General features: G+C 35.6%; 19 protein-coding genes and 2 tRNA genes. 10 read left to right on the forward strand and 11 right to left on the reverse strand.

From position 1 onward, the window contains the following. Nucleotide 1 precedes the first annotated feature (1 nt). Entirely contained in the window at nucleotides 2-448 is a 447-nt protein-coding gene (locus ODR02_RS05925; RefSeq protein ID WP_209786481.1) for a DinB family protein, read from the forward strand. A gap of 107 nt (nucleotides 449-555) precedes the next feature. On the opposite strand, the gene ODR02_RS05930 is transcribed toward ODR02_RS05925, so the two are convergent. Next, on the reverse strand, nucleotides 556-1,176 hold the full coding sequence (locus ODR02_RS05930) for an endonuclease III domain-containing protein (protein ID WP_209786482.1): 621 nt from the start codon (nucleotides 1,174-1,176) through the stop codon (nucleotides 556-558). A gap of 33 nt (nucleotides 1,177-1,209) precedes the next feature. Between ODR02_RS05930 and bcp the strand changes: the two genes are divergently transcribed. Continuing rightward, nucleotides 1,210-1,659, forward strand: a complete 450-nt coding sequence (bcp, locus tag ODR02_RS05935; protein WP_209786483.1) for a thioredoxin-dependent thiol peroxidase — start codon at nucleotides 1,210-1,212, stop codon at nucleotides 1,657-1,659. A gap of 93 nt (nucleotides 1,660-1,752) precedes the next feature. Here the strand turns inward: bcp and ODR02_RS05940 are convergent, their stop codons facing one another. From ODR02_RS05940 to ODR02_RS05960, 5 genes are read right to left on the reverse strand one after another with little or no spacing between them, the layout of a single operon-like run. Next, nucleotides 1,753-2,286 (reverse strand): GNAT family N-acetyltransferase, encoded by a 534-nt coding sequence (locus tag ODR02_RS05940; RefSeq protein WP_209786484.1) that lies wholly within the window; start codon nucleotides 2,284-2,286, stop codon nucleotides 1,753-1,755. Then, nucleotides 2,255-2,917, reverse strand: coding sequence for a hypothetical protein (locus ODR02_RS05945; RefSeq protein WP_209786485.1), 663 nt, complete (start codon nucleotides 2,915-2,917; stop codon nucleotides 2,255-2,257). The genes ODR02_RS05940 and ODR02_RS05945 overlap by 32 nt, the downstream gene beginning before the upstream one ends. 32 nt (nucleotides 2,918-2,949) lie before the next feature. After that, nucleotides 2,950-4,032, reverse strand: coding sequence for a mannose-1-phosphate guanylyltransferase (locus ODR02_RS05950; RefSeq protein ID WP_228421711.1), 1,083 nt, complete (start codon nucleotides 4,030-4,032; stop codon nucleotides 2,950-2,952). Between the two features lie 2 nt (nucleotides 4,033-4,034). Next, nucleotides 4,035-4,625: a SprT-like domain-containing protein gene (locus tag ODR02_RS05955; RefSeq protein ID WP_105682958.1), complete on the reverse strand. Its 591-nt coding sequence runs from the start codon at nucleotides 4,623-4,625 to the stop codon at nucleotides 4,035-4,037. Between the two features lies 1 nt (nucleotide 4,626). Continuing rightward, complete coding sequence (locus ODR02_RS05960) at nucleotides 4,627-5,949, reverse strand: TolC family protein (RefSeq protein ID WP_209786486.1); 1,323 nt, start codon at nucleotides 5,947-5,949, stop codon at nucleotides 4,627-4,629. A gap of 182 nt (nucleotides 5,950-6,131) precedes the next feature. Here ODR02_RS05960 and ODR02_RS05965 point away from each other — a divergent pair, with 182 nt between their 5' ends. From ODR02_RS05965 to ODR02_RS05995, 7 genes are all read left to right on the forward strand, one after another. Next, nucleotides 6,132-7,376: a bifunctional folylpolyglutamate synthase/dihydrofolate synthase gene (locus ODR02_RS05965; protein ID WP_309511833.1), complete on the forward strand. Its 1,245-nt coding sequence runs from the start codon at nucleotides 6,132-6,134 to the stop codon at nucleotides 7,374-7,376. A gap of 42 nt (nucleotides 7,377-7,418) precedes the next feature. After that, nucleotides 7,419-7,493, forward strand: a tRNA-Val gene (locus ODR02_RS05970). Between the two features lie 33 nt (nucleotides 7,494-7,526). After that, nucleotides 7,527-7,601, forward strand: a tRNA-Val gene (locus ODR02_RS05975). A 195-nt stretch (nucleotides 7,602-7,796) separates the two neighbouring features. Continuing rightward, nucleotides 7,797-10,193 (forward strand): hypothetical protein, encoded by a 2,397-nt coding sequence (locus tag ODR02_RS05980; protein ID WP_309511834.1) that lies wholly within the window; start codon nucleotides 7,797-7,799, stop codon nucleotides 10,191-10,193. Between the two features lies 1 nt (nucleotide 10,194). Continuing rightward, nucleotides 10,195-10,455, forward strand: coding sequence for a hypothetical protein (locus ODR02_RS05985; protein ID WP_209786489.1), 261 nt, complete (start codon nucleotides 10,195-10,197; stop codon nucleotides 10,453-10,455). A gap of 326 nt (nucleotides 10,456-10,781) precedes the next feature. After that, on the forward strand, nucleotides 10,782-11,507 hold the full coding sequence (locus ODR02_RS05990; protein WP_309511835.1) for a hypothetical protein: 726 nt from the start codon (nucleotides 10,782-10,784) through the stop codon (nucleotides 11,505-11,507). Nucleotides 11,508-11,745: 238 nt separating this feature from the next. Next, nucleotides 11,746-12,867, forward strand: coding sequence for a hypothetical protein (locus tag ODR02_RS05995; RefSeq protein ID WP_309511836.1), 1,122 nt, complete (start codon nucleotides 11,746-11,748; stop codon nucleotides 12,865-12,867). Here ODR02_RS05995 and ODR02_RS06000 read toward each other — a convergent pair. The 4 genes from ODR02_RS06000 to ODR02_RS06015 are packed head-to-tail and all read right to left on the reverse strand — an operon-like array spanning nucleotide 12,857 to nucleotide 15,617. Further along, the gene (locus ODR02_RS06000; protein WP_408915153.1) at nucleotides 12,857-13,780 is read right to left on the reverse strand and encodes a glycosyltransferase family 9 protein; all 924 of its coding nucleotides are present in this window, start codon (nucleotides 13,778-13,780) and stop codon (nucleotides 12,857-12,859) included. The genes ODR02_RS05995 and ODR02_RS06000 overlap by 11 nt on opposite strands. A gap of 50 nt (nucleotides 13,781-13,830) precedes the next feature. After that, on the reverse strand, nucleotides 13,831-14,250 hold the full coding sequence (locus ODR02_RS06005) for a SufE family protein (protein ID WP_105682954.1): 420 nt from the start codon (nucleotides 14,248-14,250) through the stop codon (nucleotides 13,831-13,833). A gap of 45 nt (nucleotides 14,251-14,295) precedes the next feature. Continuing rightward, nucleotides 14,296-15,393, reverse strand: coding sequence for a glycosyltransferase (locus ODR02_RS06010; RefSeq protein ID WP_309511838.1), 1,098 nt, complete (start codon nucleotides 15,391-15,393; stop codon nucleotides 14,296-14,298). Continuing rightward, nucleotides 15,393-15,617, reverse strand: a complete 225-nt coding sequence (locus ODR02_RS06015; RefSeq protein WP_105682952.1) for a uroporphyrinogen decarboxylase — start codon at nucleotides 15,615-15,617, stop codon at nucleotides 15,393-15,395. The genes ODR02_RS06010 and ODR02_RS06015 overlap by 1 nt, the downstream gene beginning before the upstream one ends. 152 nt (nucleotides 15,618-15,769) lie before the next feature. Here ODR02_RS06015 and ODR02_RS06020 point away from each other — a divergent pair, with 152 nt between their 5' ends. Beyond that, nucleotides 15,770-18,304, forward strand: coding sequence for an ATP-dependent Clp protease ATP-binding subunit (locus ODR02_RS06020; RefSeq protein WP_209786494.1), 2,535 nt, complete (start codon nucleotides 15,770-15,772; stop codon nucleotides 18,302-18,304). 99 nt (nucleotides 18,305-18,403) lie between these two features. Here ODR02_RS06020 and ODR02_RS06025 read toward each other — a convergent pair whose 3' ends face one another. Beyond that, on the reverse strand, nucleotides 18,404-18,931 hold the full coding sequence (locus tag ODR02_RS06025; RefSeq protein WP_105682951.1) for a hypothetical protein: 528 nt from the start codon (nucleotides 18,929-18,931) through the stop codon (nucleotides 18,404-18,406). Between the last annotated feature and the right edge of the window lie 9 nt (nucleotides 18,932-18,940).

The raw sequence follows: 18,940 nt of genomic DNA on the forward strand, positions 1-18,940 counted from the left end.
TATGATCACAGAAAGCATCAGATCTCTTTTCAACAGAGATTTAAATAAATTAAAAACAGAGATAGAAGCCTATCAAAGTGAAGAAAATCTTTGGAAAACTGATAAAAATATTGCCAATTCCGCAGGTAACCTAACCCTTCATTTGGTTGGAAATATTAATCATTTTATAGGAGCCCAGCTTGGAAATACGGGATATATAAGACACCGTGAGCTGGAATTCTCCTTAAAAGACATTCCAAAAGCTGAACTTATCGAAAAGGTTGAAGCTACAATTGCTATGATAGATTCTGTTCTGCCACAGTTGTCTGAAGAAGATCTTAAAAAAGAATATCCCCTTGTTGTTTTTGAAAGCTCTATGACCACAGATTACTTTCTTATTCATCTGGTTGCTCATCTGGATTATCATTTGGGACAGATTAATTACCACAGAAGATTATTGGATTACTAATTACCTTTTACATGAATTTTCACCCATGTCAAGGTTTGAAACCTTGACATGGGTGAAAATTTAAACGAAGCTTAACTAAAATCACAAAGTTTATCTTAGGGAGAACCCTATTTTTCAAACATCATTTTCGTAATAAAATCCTTCTCACCTTTTCCTCTTGCCGGAGAATATTCTCTTCCATAGAAAATAATCTGAAGGTGAAGCTTATTCCACACTTCTTCAGGGAATAATTTTTTGGCATCACGCTCTGTTTCCACTACATTTTTTCCGGAGGTAAGCTTCCACTGGGTCATCAGACGGTGAATGTGGGTATCCACAGGGAAGGCAGGAAATCCAAATCCCTGGCTCATTACAACTGAGGCAGTCTTATGTCCTACTCCAGGAAGTGCTTCCAGTTCTTCATAAGTCTGAGGAACAATACCGTTATGTCTTTCCAACAGAAGTTCCGCCATTTTTTTCAGATTTTTAGCCTTTGTATTGGACAACCCTATTTCTTTGATGAGTTCTTTGATTTCAAATTCTTCCAGCTTGGCCATTCTTTGAGGCGTTCCAGCAACGGCAAAAAGATCTGGTGTAACCTGGTTGACTTTCTTATCCGTAGTCTGTGCAGAAAGTGCTACGGCCACCATCAATGTATAGGGATCGGTGTGATCTAACGGAATAGGTGTGGTGGGATATAATTTATCCAGTTCTATCTGAACGAGCTCAGCTCTTTGTTTTTTTGTCATGTAAGCCTTAAATTTGAACAAAATTAAATCATTATGCTGAAAGTTGGAGATAAATTACCTGAATTTGAAGGATTAAATCAAGACGGAGAAACGGTAACCTCATCAAAATTAGTTGGAAAAAAACTGGTAGTTTTCTTCTATCCGCAAGCCAATACGCCGACCTGTACAGTAGAAGCCTGCAACCTGAGTGATAATTATACAAAGCTTGAAAAGGCTGGATTTCAGTTATTGGGAATAAGTGGTGATACTGTAAAGAAGCAGAAGAATTTCCATAGTAAATTTGCTTTCCCTTATGATCTTATTGCAGATGAAAACCGTGACATCATCGAAAAATTTGGGGTATGGCAGGAGAAAAAAACGTTCGGAAAAACGTATATGGGAATTGTAAGAACCACTTTTATTTTTGATGAAAATGGGGTTTGTACAAGAGTGATTGAAAAAGTGACCTCAAAGACTGCTGCTGAGCAGATTCTGGAAGGATAATTCTTTTTTGAAACACAAATATCGCAAATACTTTCACAAATTGCACGATTTATACCACTGTGTTATTTGTGAAAGTATCTTTTTTTGCCTTTATTATTCCGTTTCGTAGTAATTTAATTCTTCTGTTTCACCGGGAAGTGTAACATGCTTTTTGAATTTTAATCCCAATTTTTCGATCAGTTTTTGGGAAGAAACATTATCTTTTGAAATGATTGCGGATATTTTTGTTAAGCCAAAATCATCCATCCCAATAGATTTAACCTTATGAGCGGCTTCAAAAGCGTATCCTTTGCCTTCAAATTCTTCCAATAGAGAATATCCGATATCTACAATATCAAGTCCTTCTCTTTCGAAGATTCCCACTGCTCCTACTTTTTCATTTCCGTCTTTGGTTACTAAAAGATAGTTTCCGAATCCCAGTCTTTCAATCTGGGGAGCAAATCTGTTTAGGATATAGTTTTCGGCATCTTCAATGGAATTAACATTACGATTGCCGATATGTTGAATAAATTTGGGTCTGTTATAAAGTTCAAAGACAAAATCTCTGTCTTCACGAGACATTGGGCGAAGGATTAATCGTTCAGTCTCATAGGTATTATTTGCGCTTGGGTGTTTTTTTGAGCTCATCTTTCTTTGGTTCTTCTTTTTTTTCGATTTTTAAAAGTCTCGGGTTATTAGCACATTTTTTATTATAAAGTTCAATATAAGTTCCATTGTCCTTTACATGGCTTACAGCTCCTGTGGATTTATTTACTGTTACCGTATAATGCGTTTTCTGATAAGGGCATTCCTTTGAGGTCAGTTTTCCAAGATCAAGATAATAATTCGATTGATCTTCATGATAGTTGCCTGCAAGGTCCTTGAACTCTTCATCTACCATATATCCGTCAGCACCCAATACTACTGCTGCTTCCTGAGCATTATCAATTCTGCCTACAAACTTCTTAAGATCTTCAAGATTGGTAACATAATTTACCTTACCTCCTTCTGCATAAGCAATATAGTAAAAGCTGTCTTCACTAGGAAAAAGATTGAACCCTGAGAATTGAGGAGTATAATTTACCTTACCCGAAATCTTTATTTCCTCACCTTTCCCATAACTGTTGTATATCAACACCCATGAATCTACCTTATTGCCTGGGTTGATCTGCTGTAAAACGGCAGGAATGCTTGAAAATTTTTTCTTCTCCTGAGAAAATCCTAAGACTCCCAAAAGTAAAAATGTAAGAATTGTAAATCGGGTTGCAGTTTTAATCATAATTTAAAAATCAGCAGAAAATATACCAAATATTACATAAACTTCTCGCCTTTCTTAAAGTTTTTTAAGTCAAGGACATAATCTTTAATAAGCTGATCATTATCTCGCGGGCAGATAAGAAGCGCTTTATCAGTATCTACAACAATGTAGTTTTCAAGGCCATCAATAATTACTGCCTTGTTATTATTCTTTAAACGGATGATATTTCCTTTTGAGTTGTAAGAAAGTAAATGCTTAAGTTTCACGGCATTTCCGTTCTTATCTTTTTCCGTATTTTCATATACAGAGGTCCACGTACCAAGATCACTCCATCCTAAATCTGAAGGAATGACATAAACATTCTTTGCCTTTTCTAAAATCCCATTATCAATGGAGATCTTCTGAACCTTTGGATAAATGGTTTCAATACAGCTGTTTTCTTTTTCTGAATTGTATTCACAAGCCATAAAATGCTGCATCATCTCAGGCAGATAAAGATCAAAAGCATGGTGAATGCTTTTCACATTCCATACAAAAATCCCTGCATTCCAAAGGAAATCACCACTTTCCAAGAAGCTTTGGGCAATTTCAAGGATAGGTTTTTCTGTGAACGTTTTCACTTTGAAATATTCGGATCCCTTTTTTTCTACAAACTGAATATAGCCATAGCCGGTATCAGGCCTTGTGGGCGTAATACCTAATGTTACAAGATAATCATGCTTTGAAGCAACCTCAAATGCCAGTTCCACTTTTTCCAGAAAAACATCCTCTTTAAGAATCAGGTGGTCTGCCGGTAATACAATCATCGTAGCATCCGGATTGATCTCAGCAATCTTGTTGGCCATATACAGATTACAGGCTGCTGTATTCTTCATAAGCGGCTCCCCCACAATATTCTCTTCAGGAATCTCCGGAAGCTGCTGATGAGAAACAGAAACATACTCTTTATTCGTAATTACGAATATCTGTTCTTTAGGAATTACCTTGCTGATTCGGTCATAGGTCTGCTGAATCATGGTGCGCCCTGTTCCTAAAATATCCTGAAACTGTTTTGGAAATTTCTGCGTACTCATAGGCCAGAACCGACTCCCGATTCCACCCGCCATTATAACACAGTATCTATCTGATTTTAACATTCTTAGCTACATTTTTCTACCCTCGCTAAAGGTTTGAAAGAATACTTCCTTCCAGTAGCCAGGTTCTTACAAAGATAGTTTTTTTTAACCAGACCTTCCAATAAATACTTTTCGTTGCGATAGATAAAAAATTCTCCCTTTTGAAGTTGTTCAATAAAATGAAGAGTATCATCCTGTTTCTCAGTATGGAAATATCTTACCAGATCAGGGCTTGCCATGAAATTGGCTTTGGGTGATTTTGAAAATTTTATGATGATGGGTTTTAGTTCTTCATCATAAATTTCAAGGCTTTCCATAAGCATATTTCTGAAAGTTTCTTTCCATTCGTTACCATGTGGGGAAATTTTACGGCCATACTTTTCGAAAGCAATCAAATGTGCCAACTCATGAGTCAGCACAAAGAAAAAAAGCTGTGGGGTAAGTGTAGAATTTACTGTAATTTCATGAGAATTATCCGGAAGTTTTCTGTAATCTCCCAGTTTTGAATTTCGGTTTCTCGTAACCTTTATATGTATATAATAATCTGAAAACCAGATTTTTAAATATTCAAGTGTATTTTGAGGTAAATATTTTTCTAATGATTGAATTGGCATTTTACAAACTTAATGGAATTCCTGCATAGAAATTCAATAGTTTAAGACTAAAAAGATAATTATATTTTGCCTGCGCTACTGATCCCTGTGCATTTGCATAATTATTTCTCGCCACATTTACATCATAAATGGTGGTTCTTCCTGCGGTATAACTTTTATCCGCAAAATCAAGTGCCAGTTTGGAACTTTTTTCTGCTTCTACTGCAGCCAGATAGGTTTCATAATTGGCATCAGCATCAAACTGAGCCTTCTGTACATTCTGTCTTACCGTCTGTTTCTGCTGTTCTAAGGTATTCTTGGCTATACTTTCGTTTATTTTAGACTGTTCTACCTGTAATTTTGTTTTCCCTTTATTGAAGATAGGAATATTTAGTGACAATCCTACATTTTGTCCAAACTGATCTTTATATTGTTCGAAAAAATTTCCCTGCACAGTACCTGGCATAGGATCAAATTGTCTGTTATAGAAAGTGTTAAGACCAGCGCTCGCTGTTAATGTAGGCCAGAATGCTGTTTTGCTTACCTCAGTTTGTGCTTCAGCAGATCTTATACGGCTTTCGGCTGCTTTTATCTGAGGTTGTATCTCGTACGCGGTTGCCAATACCTCATCTACATTAGCAAGCTGTAAATCAAGCTTTTCTGAAATATTTACGTCTTCCACATCAAAACCCTTATAATCTGACAGTTGTAGAAGTTGAACGATGGCGAATAAAGCACGGCCAACATTCACTTCTGCTGTTTTAAGATTTTGTTTTTCTCTTGCCAATGCTGCTTCTGCCTCTGCTAAAACCGTCTGTGCCGTTGTTCCAACCTGAGTTGTAATTTTAGCTCTGTCAAACTGTTTCTGAGCATTTCCCACAGCACTCTGAGAGATTTTAACAATCTCTTTATTCAACAAGACAGTCAGATATTGTTGAGCAATCTGAAGAGAAATATCATTTTTAATGGTTTCAATATCATATTGGCTTGCTTCAACATCAAACTGAGCTTTTCTTACATTCTTCTCTAACCTCCCATTATTATAAACCAAAATATCGGCTCCCAGACCAACACTGTTATTGAATCTATCGTTTCTAAAGCTTCCGGCTCCTAATGATCCTTGCCCGAAACTCACCCCAGTCGTCATACTCCCTGTTACTGAAGGTAAATATTCTTTTTGAGCTGCTTTAAGATTGTATTCCTGGTTTTGTTTGTTATACTGATTTTGGATAACCTGAAGATTATGCTCCACTGCATAGCTTACACATTCTTTTAAGGACCATTTCTTCTGAGCGCTTAAACCCAGATAACCTAATCCAAAAACGATGATCCAAACTTTTTTCATATGTATATGTTTATTTGTTTTTAATGGTCATATGGAATCTTGTTATCTTCATCAGTCTTGTAACTGGTAAATCACAGCGATTTCATATTAAGATTTTTCAATATTAGACGAATTAAATATAAAAAAGTTACAGATTGAAAAATTATATTTTATTTTAAAAAAACTTTTGGGAATTTTGTACCATGACAAATGAACAATATCAGGAAGCTATTGACTGGCTTTTCGTACAGATGCCCAACTATCAGATAGATGGACAGAAGGCTTATAAACCCGGATTAGACAACATTACAAAGCTGTGTGCTTTCTTTGGAAATCCCCAGGATAAGATCAAATGCATCCATATCGGAGGTACGAACGGAAAAGGTTCTTCAAGCAATATGCTTGCATCTGTACTTCAGGAAGCCGGTTATAAAACAGGATTATACAACTCTCCGCACCTTATAGACTTTACAGAGCGTATTAAAGTGAATGGAAAGAACTGTAATAAAGAATTTGTCTTTGAGTTTATTCAAAAGCTGAGAACACTTCCGGAAGATATTCGTCCTTCATTTTTTGAGTTCACCACGATTATGGCTTTTGAATACTTTTACCAGCAGAAAGTAGATTTTGCAATTATTGAAGTAGGATTGGGCGGAAGACTGGATTCTACAAACATTATTAAGCCCTTGATTTCTGCGATCACGAATGTTCAGCTGGATCATCAGAATATTCTTGGAGAAACTATTGAAGAAATTGCTATGGAGAAAGCCGGAATTATTAAAAACAATATTCCTGTTATTTCCGGTGATGAAAATGAAATAGTGAAAAATATCATCAGAGAGAAAGCAGTGAAAGAAAATGCTTCATTTACAGATGCTACTCTTATTGGTACTACTCTGGAATCGGATTTGAAGGGGAATTATCAGAAAAAAAATATCAGAGTTGTCCTGGCTGCAGTAGAAGAATTAAGGAAACTTAATGTACATATATCAGAAGAATCTCTTGAAAACGGTCTGCTTCATGTCCATCAGAATACAGGATTTATTGGCCGCTGGTTTGAATTTTCAAAAAATCCGATTACAATTTGCGATACGGGACACAATCAGGCAGGTTTGGAGTATGTATTTTCACAATTAAATTCAATTAACAGACATAAGCATGTCATTTTGGGGTTTGTGAATGACAAAAAAATAGATGATGTGATGAAATTACTTCCTGAAAATTCTGAGTTCTATTTTGCAAAACCATCCATCAACAGAGGAAGACATCCGGAAGATTATGAAAATCTGCTTCAGGAGGCGAAAATTTTTTATAAAATTTTTGATTCCGTACAGGACGCGTATCTGTCTGCAAAAGAACAATGTACAAATGAAGAAATGATTTTTATTGGCGGAAGCAACTTTGTAGTGGGAGATTTTTTAGAAAAAAATTTGGAGATTAAGGAATAAGTCGTATATTTGCACCACTCTAAACAAGAGAACAAGTCTAGAGGGTTCTTAGCTCAGTTGGTTCAGAGCATCTGGTTTACACCCAGAGGGTCGGGGGTTCGAATCCCTCAGGACCCACAGAAAAGGAAACGAAACCTTTCAAAAAAATTCGGGTTCTTAGCTCAGTTGGTTCAGAGCATCTGGTTTACACCCAGAGGGTCGGGGGTTCGAATCCCTCAGGACCCACAAAAAATCTCTCAGATTTCTGGGAGATTTTTTTATTTTATCCTTACCACTTCTCCATTATTTAAAAATCTATTTACGCTTTTTCATCCTTATCAGATAAATAATAAAATATTACACGCCAATTTCTGGCGTTGGCAAGGAATAGCTTTGCTTTAGTAACATTAAAACAAAATATTAATTACTAAAACACAGCGTATGAAAAAACAGTTTGATGATGAGTGGAGTGATGACCTCTCTGAATTTAAAGTTATTTCCATAGAAGATTTAAACAAGGGATTTGTAGGGGATAAAAATGCTTTGGGTGACCATATAATTAATAAAGATAACTCTCCAGATTACAGAAGCCCTTTCCATGATTATAGAAATACACCTTTAGGCTATTCTTATCTCACAGACAATCCTGTATCTATCTTTTCTTCAACAGGGGTAAATGAGAAAGGAGAAAAGGGATATGAGTATTATGCGGAAGTTCTTTCTTGTGAAACCGGATCTCAGGTATATGGAAGCTATCAGGCCAATGCCAGAAAGAAGCAGGCGTTATTTCTATTTTACGAAAAACCTAATCCCAACAAATCAAACTTTTCTGGTGATTTTTATATTGCCAAGATGGGAGATTACTTTGTACACCTCTTCAAGAGGTTTCCAGAACCATTACCTTCCAATGTAAATGGCCAGTTTTTCAGGAATATCACTTCTATGGAAGATGAAGCTGCCTATCTGACACAGTTGGCTTATACTTTTGAGAAAGATAAAATAGATGCTACTCTTGTTCATCAGGCTTTAATGAGGGAATATCAGTTTTATACAGGAGACAGAAGGTTTGAAGAGATTATAGGAAATATCTCATCTATTCCTGCTGATGCTATTGGCTGGTGTGCAGAAAAGCTAGAAGTGTTCAAGCCTACAGAGAAAAATTATAATCCTGATTCTAAAAATTATTCGCCATTGGTTCCTATTATTGGAGGTGTTGCAGTTCCTGTTAATATAAACAAGGCTGCACAGTTCTTTGAGAACTTAGGAAATAATCCTTTTATTCAGGGAGCTGAGGTTGCTTTTTCAAAAGTTTGGTCAATGGTAAAACAGGCAGCAAATAAAGTTAAGGATGCTTCTATAGAACATCGTCCTGATGCCTTCAAAAAGCTGATTAACAAAATTACAGGTGTCATTAATAATATTAAGTCCTTTCTTACCGATTTAGCTGATGCTATTAGTGAAATAGCTAAACAAGGAGTAGAAATCCTTAAACTAGCCAATGCTTTCTATTGCGGTGTTAATAGTGGTCTAATTAGTCTTATCCAATGTTTGCTATATATTTTAGAGTTTCTTTTACAGCCTACAATTGCTTTCTCCTATCAGCAGTATCTTGAACGAAGAGATTTAATGGAAAAAGCAGAAGATGTACTGGATTGGGTAGCAGAGAATGTTCCTAAGTTCCTGCAGGTAGTTAAAGACCTATTCAAAGCAAGTGGAGGTATTTCTCAATCTGATATGGATGGAATACTGGATAAAATGAAAAAGTATTTTGGGAATATTTCTCGTTATACAGTAGCTTATTATATAGGCATTTTTGCCTTTGAGCTGCTCATTAATATTCTACTTTTGATTTTTACAGAGGGTGCAGGAAATGTGGTAAAAGGAGCTACTTATGTACAAAAAGCTGCAAGTTTACTAAAGGTTCTTGCAAGGGAAACTGTTTCTGTAGCCACATTGGGAATTACTGATTTACTGGATTTTCTTTCAAGATTTATTATTAGATTTGGAAAGGCTTGTGCTAAAGGGTTTAGAGGTTTTATAATGTTTGTTGAAGAGTTACTGCAAGGCGCTAAAAATGGTGCTAAGGCTGAGGATTTAGCCATGACAGCAGAGGAAATTGAAGAAATTGTATTAAAAGGAAAAAAAGCTCAAAGCATTTTCAATATTCTTGCTAGTGCCAGAATAGGTTTTAAGAAGCTTGGTATTGAGATTTTAGCTAAAACAGATGGTTATCTACTGAAATGGAAGGAGAAACCTATTTTCAAAGGTGATTTCACAGAAGTCAATGCTTTCTGGAATAAAATTCTGAAACCCAGAATAGGAACAGGTACGGGTGGAATTTTAAAGTATCTTGAAGTTCTTTCCAGAAACATGATTGCTCAGGAGCATAATATGTCTTGTGTTGCAGCTTGTGTAAGACAATATTGTAAAGATTTAGGAGTAAGTAACATTTTATCTGAAAATAAAATTTTTGAAATTGTAGGTATTAAGAATCTTAATGAAGGACTTGATGAACTAGAGCTTCTTAGGATATTAGAAGATATATTCAAAGATAAGGAAGTCATTGCAAGCAATTACTTTAGGAATGTTGGAGCTAATTTTTCCGAAATAGCAAAAGATATATCTAAAGAAGGAAGTTGGATTGCATTTATATATCCTGAAAATGGCATGAAACACGCAATAATGGTAGATAAAATTATTGATAATAAAGTTTATATTAGAGATCCCTGGCCTATTGAAGGGATTGGAAAAGGGCAAGGTGTTGAAGCAATTGTGGATTTAGATGACTTTGCCTATATATGGCTAAGAGGAGGAGCTAATAGATTTAAAATTAAATAATATGACAAGTTTAGAATTAATAAAAGAAGAATTAGAAAGTGAAGGTTACTCACCTGTAATTCACAAAATAAAAGATAAAGAAATCCTTTTTTTTTCACTTGAAGATGAAAATAGAACTCCCTTAATGAATACTGTTTCAAATATCATATTTGAAAATGGCATAATTACCTTAACCTATTTTGTTAAGTTGGTTGATGTAAAAAAAGAATTTAAAACCATAAAAGAACTCATGAAGTTTGTAAGACAAGTTTTTCCAATATAGGATAACTAATTTCCTAATAAAACCACTTTTGAAGTAATAGCAAAAAAGTGGTTTTATAATCATAATTTATAATAAAAGCTAATGATGAAATATTTTGTTTGTTTAATTCTAATTTTTACAGTACATACTAACTGTTTTTCACAACGTACACAAACTGTAGAAAAAGACATAAAAGAAATCACTATTTTTTAAAGAATGATAATTTAATTTCATTTTTTAAGAAGCATCAAAGTTACAGGCAATTACTGGAGGACTATCTGAAAAATGGTGATACATTGCGATATAAGAGAATGTCTGATAGCTCGGATTATAAATATAATAATGCAATGTACAGCGATAACATTATACAAAATTTTCTTAATTGCAAAAAAGTATTTACAGTTGATAACAAAAAAATTAAGATTGACTGGAAACATTCTTTTGTGAAAGAAATTTTAATAGAGGAAAACAGAATCTCAAAAAATGATATTAACCAAGAAATTTTTATTCCCGTAAAAGTTTTGGTTTCTAATACTCAAAACAATGACTTAGTGATTATTAATGTTAGCTTAATTTATGCTAAATCGGGGCCTCTAATGTCATTTAGAATTTTGGAAGATATACATATTGGATTTTCTTCCATAAAACAGTATATGAAATTTGAAAATGAAATAATGGAAAAAATGCTAACAAATGGTGTACAAAACGGTGTTAGCAGTCACCCAAAAAGAATAGATAACTCTGAATCCTTTCCTAATATACAATCCCAAAAAACGTATGGTTCAGAAAACAATAACGCCTACAAACTAATTTTAACTTTTGAGACAAAAGAAAATACTACATTACTAAGACAGGCAAGTAGGATTATAAATGGTAATCTAAAGCAAAAATCATTTGGACAATTGGAAAACTGGGAAGGAGTTATTACCTTTAATCCATATGGTAGCGAAACCACTTGGTATATGTATGAAGATGAGAAAAAAATAACCTGCTTTTCTATTGATTCCTATATAACGGATATAGACAGGCTAGAAATGATCACTTTTAATCAAACTAAGAACGATGAAAGATAGAAGTATTATTTAAGTACTCCAAGCTTGTATAAAAGATTAAAAGGATATCTATTTTTTAAATTTATTTTTGAAGGAAGGGACAGCTTTGACAGATCTATCTCCCATAGCCGCTGATTCTCATTAATTACCCGAAGCGTTCTGTTATTCAAATCAAATTCTTCGACAAAACAACAGTATTTAAAGTGTTCTACAGTTTTCCTGATATTTATCTACCTTTGCCTACATCGAATAGCCAAACTTGAAGCAGCTCCATATCATATCATTCAATTATCCCTACCCTCCTTCATATGGTGGTATTATTGATGTATATTATAAGATCAGAGCTTTATCTGATTTGGGAATAAAAATTCACCTTCACTGCTTTGTAGACCAGATTCCACTTAAGGTTGATCCGGAAGTCAAAGAGATCACGGAAAATGTGTTTTTTTATCAAAAGAAAAAGAACCCACTTCTCTATTTTTCAGGAACACCTTTCGCAGCAACTATTAGAGATTCTGAAGTTTTACTTAAAAATCTGGAAAAGGACAAAGCGCCCATCTTGTTCGAAGGCATGCAGACAGCCCATATTATACGGTTTCTGAGAGATAATGACCACAAACTCTACCTCCGTTATCACAATAACGAAACAGAATATTACAAAGGCCTTTCTCTCTCTGAAAAAAACATCTTTAAAAAGATTGTTTACAGCATGGAATCTTTGAAATATAATGGATATCAGAAAAAGCTTTTAAAGAAATTTGAAACTGTATTCTGTCTGTCAGAAAAGGAATATAACGAGGTAGAAGCATATTCAGAAAATGCTCAGCTGATTCACCTATTCCACGGGAATCAATCGGTAAAGCAACTGGATAAAAGAGGGAAATATTTTCTTTTTCATGGAGATCTCACCACTGCGGATAACAAAAGAGCGCTGATAGAGACTATTGATTTGTTTAAAACGCTCCCACAATACAAATTAATGGTTGCTTCCGACCGTGCCAGTGAAGATATTAAAAAGAGAATTTCAGCAGTTGAAAATATCAGCCTCACCCCTATTCAAACGACAGAAAATCTTCATCAGCTTCTGGAAAACGCTCAGGCCAATATTCTGATTTCTTATCAGAATTCAGGAACAAAAGTGAAGCTGTTTAATACGCTTTACAACAGCCGTTTTGTTATTATTAACGGAAATATTACAGACGATCCTGTTTTGATGAATTTATGCCTGTTTGGACGCAATATGAACGAAATTCGCCAACAAATTATCTCCTCTGCTGAAAAAGATTATCTTAACATGGAAAAAAGAAAGGAAATCTTGGAAGAAACCCACTCTGATAAAGCTAAAGCTGAAGAGATTATTAAGATTATTTTTAAAAATTGACCCTGTCTACCACTTTCTGGATATCAAACTCTTCAAGACAAGCCCAGTCGCCTCTGTAACATTCTTTATCTCCAAAAACGGAACATGGCCTGCAGCTAAGGTCTTTTACCTGAACAACATCTTCTTCACTTTGTCCGAACCCTAAAAATCCGGCATAAGGATGAGTAGCTCCCCAAATAGACACACATCTTGTTCCTACAAGACTTGCAAGATGCATATTTGCAGAATCCATGGAAATCATTAATTCCAGCTGAGAAATTTGATTGAGTTCTTCCGTAAGATTTAATTTTCCGGAGAGGTTTTTGGTATTAGGAATCTCACGTTCCCATTTTTCCAGAGTTTCTGTCTCCTTTTTCCCACCCCCAAAGAAATATATGGTATGTTTCCGGGCAAGAATTCTGACCAATTCATAGGATTTCTCCAGAGGCAGCATTTTTCCTTTATGCTGTGCAAAAGGAGCAAAGCCGATTCCTGACTTGTGTACAGAAAAAGGTCTTAATGTATGGGAAAGTTCAACTTTGAAACCCATTTCACGAAAAACATCAGCGTAGCGTTCCACTGTTTTTTTCAGTTGCACTTTTTCCAGGTTCCAGACATCCGTAAGGTGCTCTTTCTCCTCTTTACCTTTGTTTATTTTAAAAACCTTAAGTCCTTTTCTTCTGTATATTCTGTCTAAAATCTTCGTGCGGATTACATCATGAAGGTTAGCGATACAATCCGGATTAAATTCACGGATCAGTTCATTGCTAAGTTTCCTCAATCCAAAAAGACCTTTGTAATCATCCAGATCAATTCCCTTAAAAGTTACATTAGGAACTCCCGCAAACAGCGCCTCAAAATTTTTTCTGGAAACCATAATAATTTCCACACCGGGATTCTGCTCCAGAAATTCTCTGAAAACAGGCACAGTCATCGCAACATCTCCAAATGCGGAAAAACGATATGCTAAAATTTTTGTCACGGCTATGATTTCAGTTGATAAGCAACTGCATAAAACTTGATCTGCTTTGTCATCGCCATCAGTCCGTTGGCTCTGGACGGCGAAAGAAACTCCTGCAGTCCTATTTCTGCAATAAAATCGAAATCAGAATCTAAAATTTCCTGAGTGGAATGCCCACTGTAAATACTTACCAAAAGAGAAACGATACCTTTGGGTAAAATACCATCAGAATCTGCATTAAAGAAAAGTTTCCCTTCTTTAAATTCAGCATCGATCCAAACTTTGCTCTGGCAGCCTTTAATCAGATTTTCTTCTGTTTTCCTATCTTCCGGTAAGCCTTTCAGTTCTTTTCCAAGATCAATGATATACTCATACTTTTGCTCCCAATCGTCAAGAAAAGCGAATTCGTCTATTATTTCCTGCTGTTTTTCTTTAATGGTCATTTTTAAATCAAATTTCTTTTGCAAAGATAACCAATTTTGTAAAAATTATTTACTGGATGCTTTTTCAAAAAGTTGTAGGATTTTTGTTTCTTCATTCTCCCAGCAAAAAACATCTGCAGCCTTATTCAATTCATCCTGATAATACCGTCTTCCTCTTTGAAGAATAAGATTAATTGCTTTCTCAATGGTTTCAGGTTTGTGATCCGGAATAACCTCTCCCACATCAAATTGATTTTTTATCCTTTGCATCTCCGGGAAATTAATCATGACAAGCGGTACTCTAGACTGGATATAGTCACAAACTTTATTAGGAAGTGAATAATAGTAGCTTACCCCATTGTTTTCTTCAAGGCTAAATCCTGCATCAGCAGTTTTGGTTATTTCCCTGAGGTTTTCAGGTTTCAGTTTACCCAGAAAAAATACTTTATCCTGTAGTTTCTCCTGAATAACAAGCTCTTCATATTCCTTTTTCTTCGGCCCGTCACCTGCAATTTTCAGAACAGCATCTTTAATATGATGCATGGCTACAATCATTTTTTCAATTCCTCTGGACTGATTGATGGCTCCCTGATATAAAATAATTTTAGGATGGTTGTCCGGAATTTCGGGAACAGAAAGGATTTTTCTGGGAATATTTCGGACTACTACCGGATTGACATTATATTGTTCATGAAACCATTCGGCATAGCTTTCACTTTCTGTCATCATCAATTCCATGTGAGGAACCAGTTTTCTTTCAAGCACTCTCCAGAATTTCTGAGAAAATCGGTTTTGAACTGACGGCATTTCCGTGAAAATTTCATGACTGTCAAAGACAAGCGGGATGTTCAGTTTTTTGGCAATGAGATAATTTGGCAGAAGTGCATCTATATCATTGGCATGAAGGATGGTATCTTTGTCCGCTTTTTTTTTCAGTTCTTTATATAATTTCCAGTTGAACTCAAAATAAGCAGTCTTCAGACTTTTAGATTTCAACTCAATTCTTGAAAAAGGATAAGGACGCTCCATTTTTTCATTCCCACCCCAGTCATTACCGATCAGATCTATGGAATAACCATTATCAAAAAGGGTTTTACACACTTTTTCTATCCGCTGGTCGGTATACAGATTACTAAAAGCCGACGTAATTATTTTTTTCCTCATCAACCTTTCTTTCCTAGTATTAAATGATAGATCTGAATGAAACAAATCAACCCGTTTGGAATGATAACCGGCCATAACGGCCCACTAAAAAAGCCATAAATGACAAAACAAAAACAGCCAATCATGTTGACAATTCTAATTTTTCTTACATCTTTCAGTATGAAACTCAGCACGATAAAAACTGAAGCGGAATATCCGATGTAAGTAGTAATTTCAGGGGTCATGAGAGATTTTTAAGGATAACAAACTTAATCATTTTCAATAAGATAATAAAATTTTTTACTGCCATAAAGTCATTAATTGATTTTTGGTAAAATATTTGTAATTTAGATAATGAATAAAAGGTAATGTTGCCTTTGTTCTAATGAGATATATTATGGATTATAAGTTTTCACAAGGTTTGAGCCAGGTGTTCAAACAAAGCAAAAGCGAAGCTAAACGGCTGAAAAGTGAATTTCTTAATACAGAACATCTACTTTTAGGTATTATAAAAACGGAAAACTCTGCAAAAGAAATCCTTCAAAACCTTAATGCGGATTTAACACAAATCAGAAGAAAAATTGAAACTCTAAATACAGCAAGTCTTAATCCTATTTCTGAGGAGGTTACCAATATTTCTTTCACTAAGATGGCAGATCATGCTATTAAACGTGCAGAGTTAGAATGCCGACAATATAAAAGCAATGAAATTAATACCGTTCACCTGCTTTTAGGTATTCTTTATAAATATGAGGATCCTACTTCAAATATTCTGGGAGCTTATGACATCGACTACGAAGGAGTTTCAAGAGAATACCAGACTATGCTTAAAAATTCAGGGCAGGCACCACAAATGAGTGCTTACGATGATGATGATGAGAGAGAAGAATTTGAGCAAATGAGAAAGCCTACAGGAAATCTAGGGTCTGCAAAAAGTAAAACGCCTACATTGGATAACTTTGGTAGAGACCTTACTTCTTTGGCCAGAGATGGAAAACTGGACCCAGTAATCGGGCGTGAAAAAGAAATTGAGAGAGTTTCTCAGATCTTATCACGTAGAAAGAAAAACAACCCTCTTCTTATCGGGGAGCCGGGAGTTGGTAAATCGGCCATTGCTGAAGGTTTAGCCCTAAGAATTCAACAGAAAAAAGTGTCGAGAGTTCTTTACGGAAAACGTGTGATCACTTTAGACCTGGCAAGTTTAGTTGCCGGAACTAAATACCGTGGTCAGTTTGAAGAAAGAATGAAGGCCATCATGACGGAACTGGAGAAAAACAGAGATGTCATCTTATTTATTGATGAGCTTCATACCATTGTAGGAGCAGGAAGTTCTACAGGAAGTTTAGATGCTTCCAATATGTTCAAGCCGGCTTTAGCAAGAGGTGAAATTCAATGCATCGGGGCAACAACTCTGGATGAGTACCGTCAGTATATTGAAAAAGACGGGGCTTTAGAAAGAAGATTCCAGAAAGTAATGGTGGAGCCTACTTCTATTGATGAGACTGTTCAGATTTTGAATCAGATCAAAGATAAATATGAAGAACATCACAATGTAATCTATACTCCTGAAGCTATTTTGGCCTGTGTCAATTTGACTTCAAGATATATTACAGACCGTTTCTTACCAGACAAAGCTATTGATGCCATGGATGAAGCAGGATCTCGTGTTTATATCAAGAATATGAAAGTTCCTACTGAAATCATTGATTTTGAAAAGAAAATCGAAGACATCAAAGAACTGAAACAGAAAGCGGTAAAAGCACAGGATTACCTTGAAGCAAGAAAGCTGAAAGATGAAGAGGAACGTCTTCAAATGGAACTGAATGCTGCTCAGGAAAAATGGGATAAAGATGTAAAAGAGAAAAAAGAAACCGTAACGGAAGAAAATGTAGCGGAAGTAGTTTCTATGATGAGTGGTGTTCCGGTAACGAAAGTTGGTAAGAACGAGCTTGACAAACTTGCCCAAATGGATGAGAAACTGAACGGAAAAGTGATTGGTCAGGAAGATGCTGTGAAAAAAGTAGTGAAAGCTATTCAAAGAAACAGAGCTGGTCTTAAAGATCCTAACCGCCCAATCGGTACCTTTATTTTCCTTGGAACAACCGGAGTTGGTAAAACAGAGCTGGCGAAAGTAATGGCAAGAGAACTTTTCGAATCTGATGAATCTCTGATCAGAATAGACATGAGTGAATACATGGAGAAATTTGCTGTTTCAAGATTGGTAGGTGCGCCTCCGGGATACGTAGGATACGAAGAAGGTGGTCAGCTGACAGAAGCAGTAAGAAGAAAGCCTTATGCTGTGGTTCTTTTGGATGAGATTGAAAAAGCTCACCCTGATGTATTCAATATTCTGTTACAGATTTTGGATGAAGGACACGTTACTGACAGTTTAGGAAGAAAAATTGACTTTAGAAATACCATCATTATTCTTACCTCAAACATCGGAACCAGAGATCTTAAAGACTTTGGAGACGGTGTAGGGTTCGGAACTTCTGCGAAGAAAACAACTTCAGATTCCAGAGCAAGAAGTACCATTGAAAGTGCTCTTAAAAAAGCATTTGCTCCAGAATTCTTAAACAGAATTGATGATATTGTAATCTTCAACTCTCTTGTACAGGATGATATCAAGAAAATTATCGATATTGAACTGAACAAGCTTTATGGCAGACTTGAAAAATTAGGATATAAAGTTGATCTTACTGAAGAAGCGAAAGACTTTATTTCTGAAAAAGGATGGGATAAAGATTTCGGGGCAAGACCATTGAAACGTGCCATCCAGAAGTATATTGAAGACTTATTGGCAGAAATGCTGGTAAACAAGCAATTGAATGAAGGAGAAACCGTAGTTCTTGACCTTAATGAAGCAAAAGACGGATTGATCGGAAAAACGCAAAAAGCTAAGAAATCCGCAGAGAAGTCTTCTCAATCATAAATAATTTAATTTCAAATAGAAAATCCCCGGGAAAGTTTCCCGGGGATTTTTGTTTTTATACGTTTTGGCTAAAGCCCGTTTATATTGATCAATCAAATATTAAAGTCCCACCACAAAACCGATATTCGGGATCAGGCCACTGGAAAACACACTGGAATTCTGCTTCCAAAGCACATTATACATCAAACCCAGCTGCATAAAGGAGTTATTCCCGATTCTCTGCATGTATCCTCCTCCCACATACAATGCATTTTCTTCTGTATTGTATTTATAATCATAGTACTTATCTTTATAGTCAACAAAATAATGTTGATAGTTGGCTCCCACATAAAATGATCTGGCAAAATAATAATTGACAAAAGGACCTACTCCGAACATCGTTGATTTATAATAATCAGAAGTCTGCCACGAAACACTTCCAACAACTCCACCTTCAAGATCATTGGTAAGCCTGTAGCCTACTCTGGGTGAGGCCGACAAATTAAAAGCACTATTGCTTCCGAAACCTACTCCAATTCCTCCTCCGAAAGTCCATTTGCTGTTTTCCTGTACCGGTGCACCTACTGAAACCTGGGAAAATACTGATCCTGAACCTATCAGCATCATAGAAATAATAAACTTTTTCATATCTAGATA

The sequence above is a fragment of the Chryseobacterium sp. CFS2 genome (genome assembly GCF_036543225.1).
Lineage (GTDB): Bacteria > Bacteroidota > Bacteroidia > Flavobacteriales > Weeksellaceae > Chryseobacterium > Chryseobacterium culicis_A.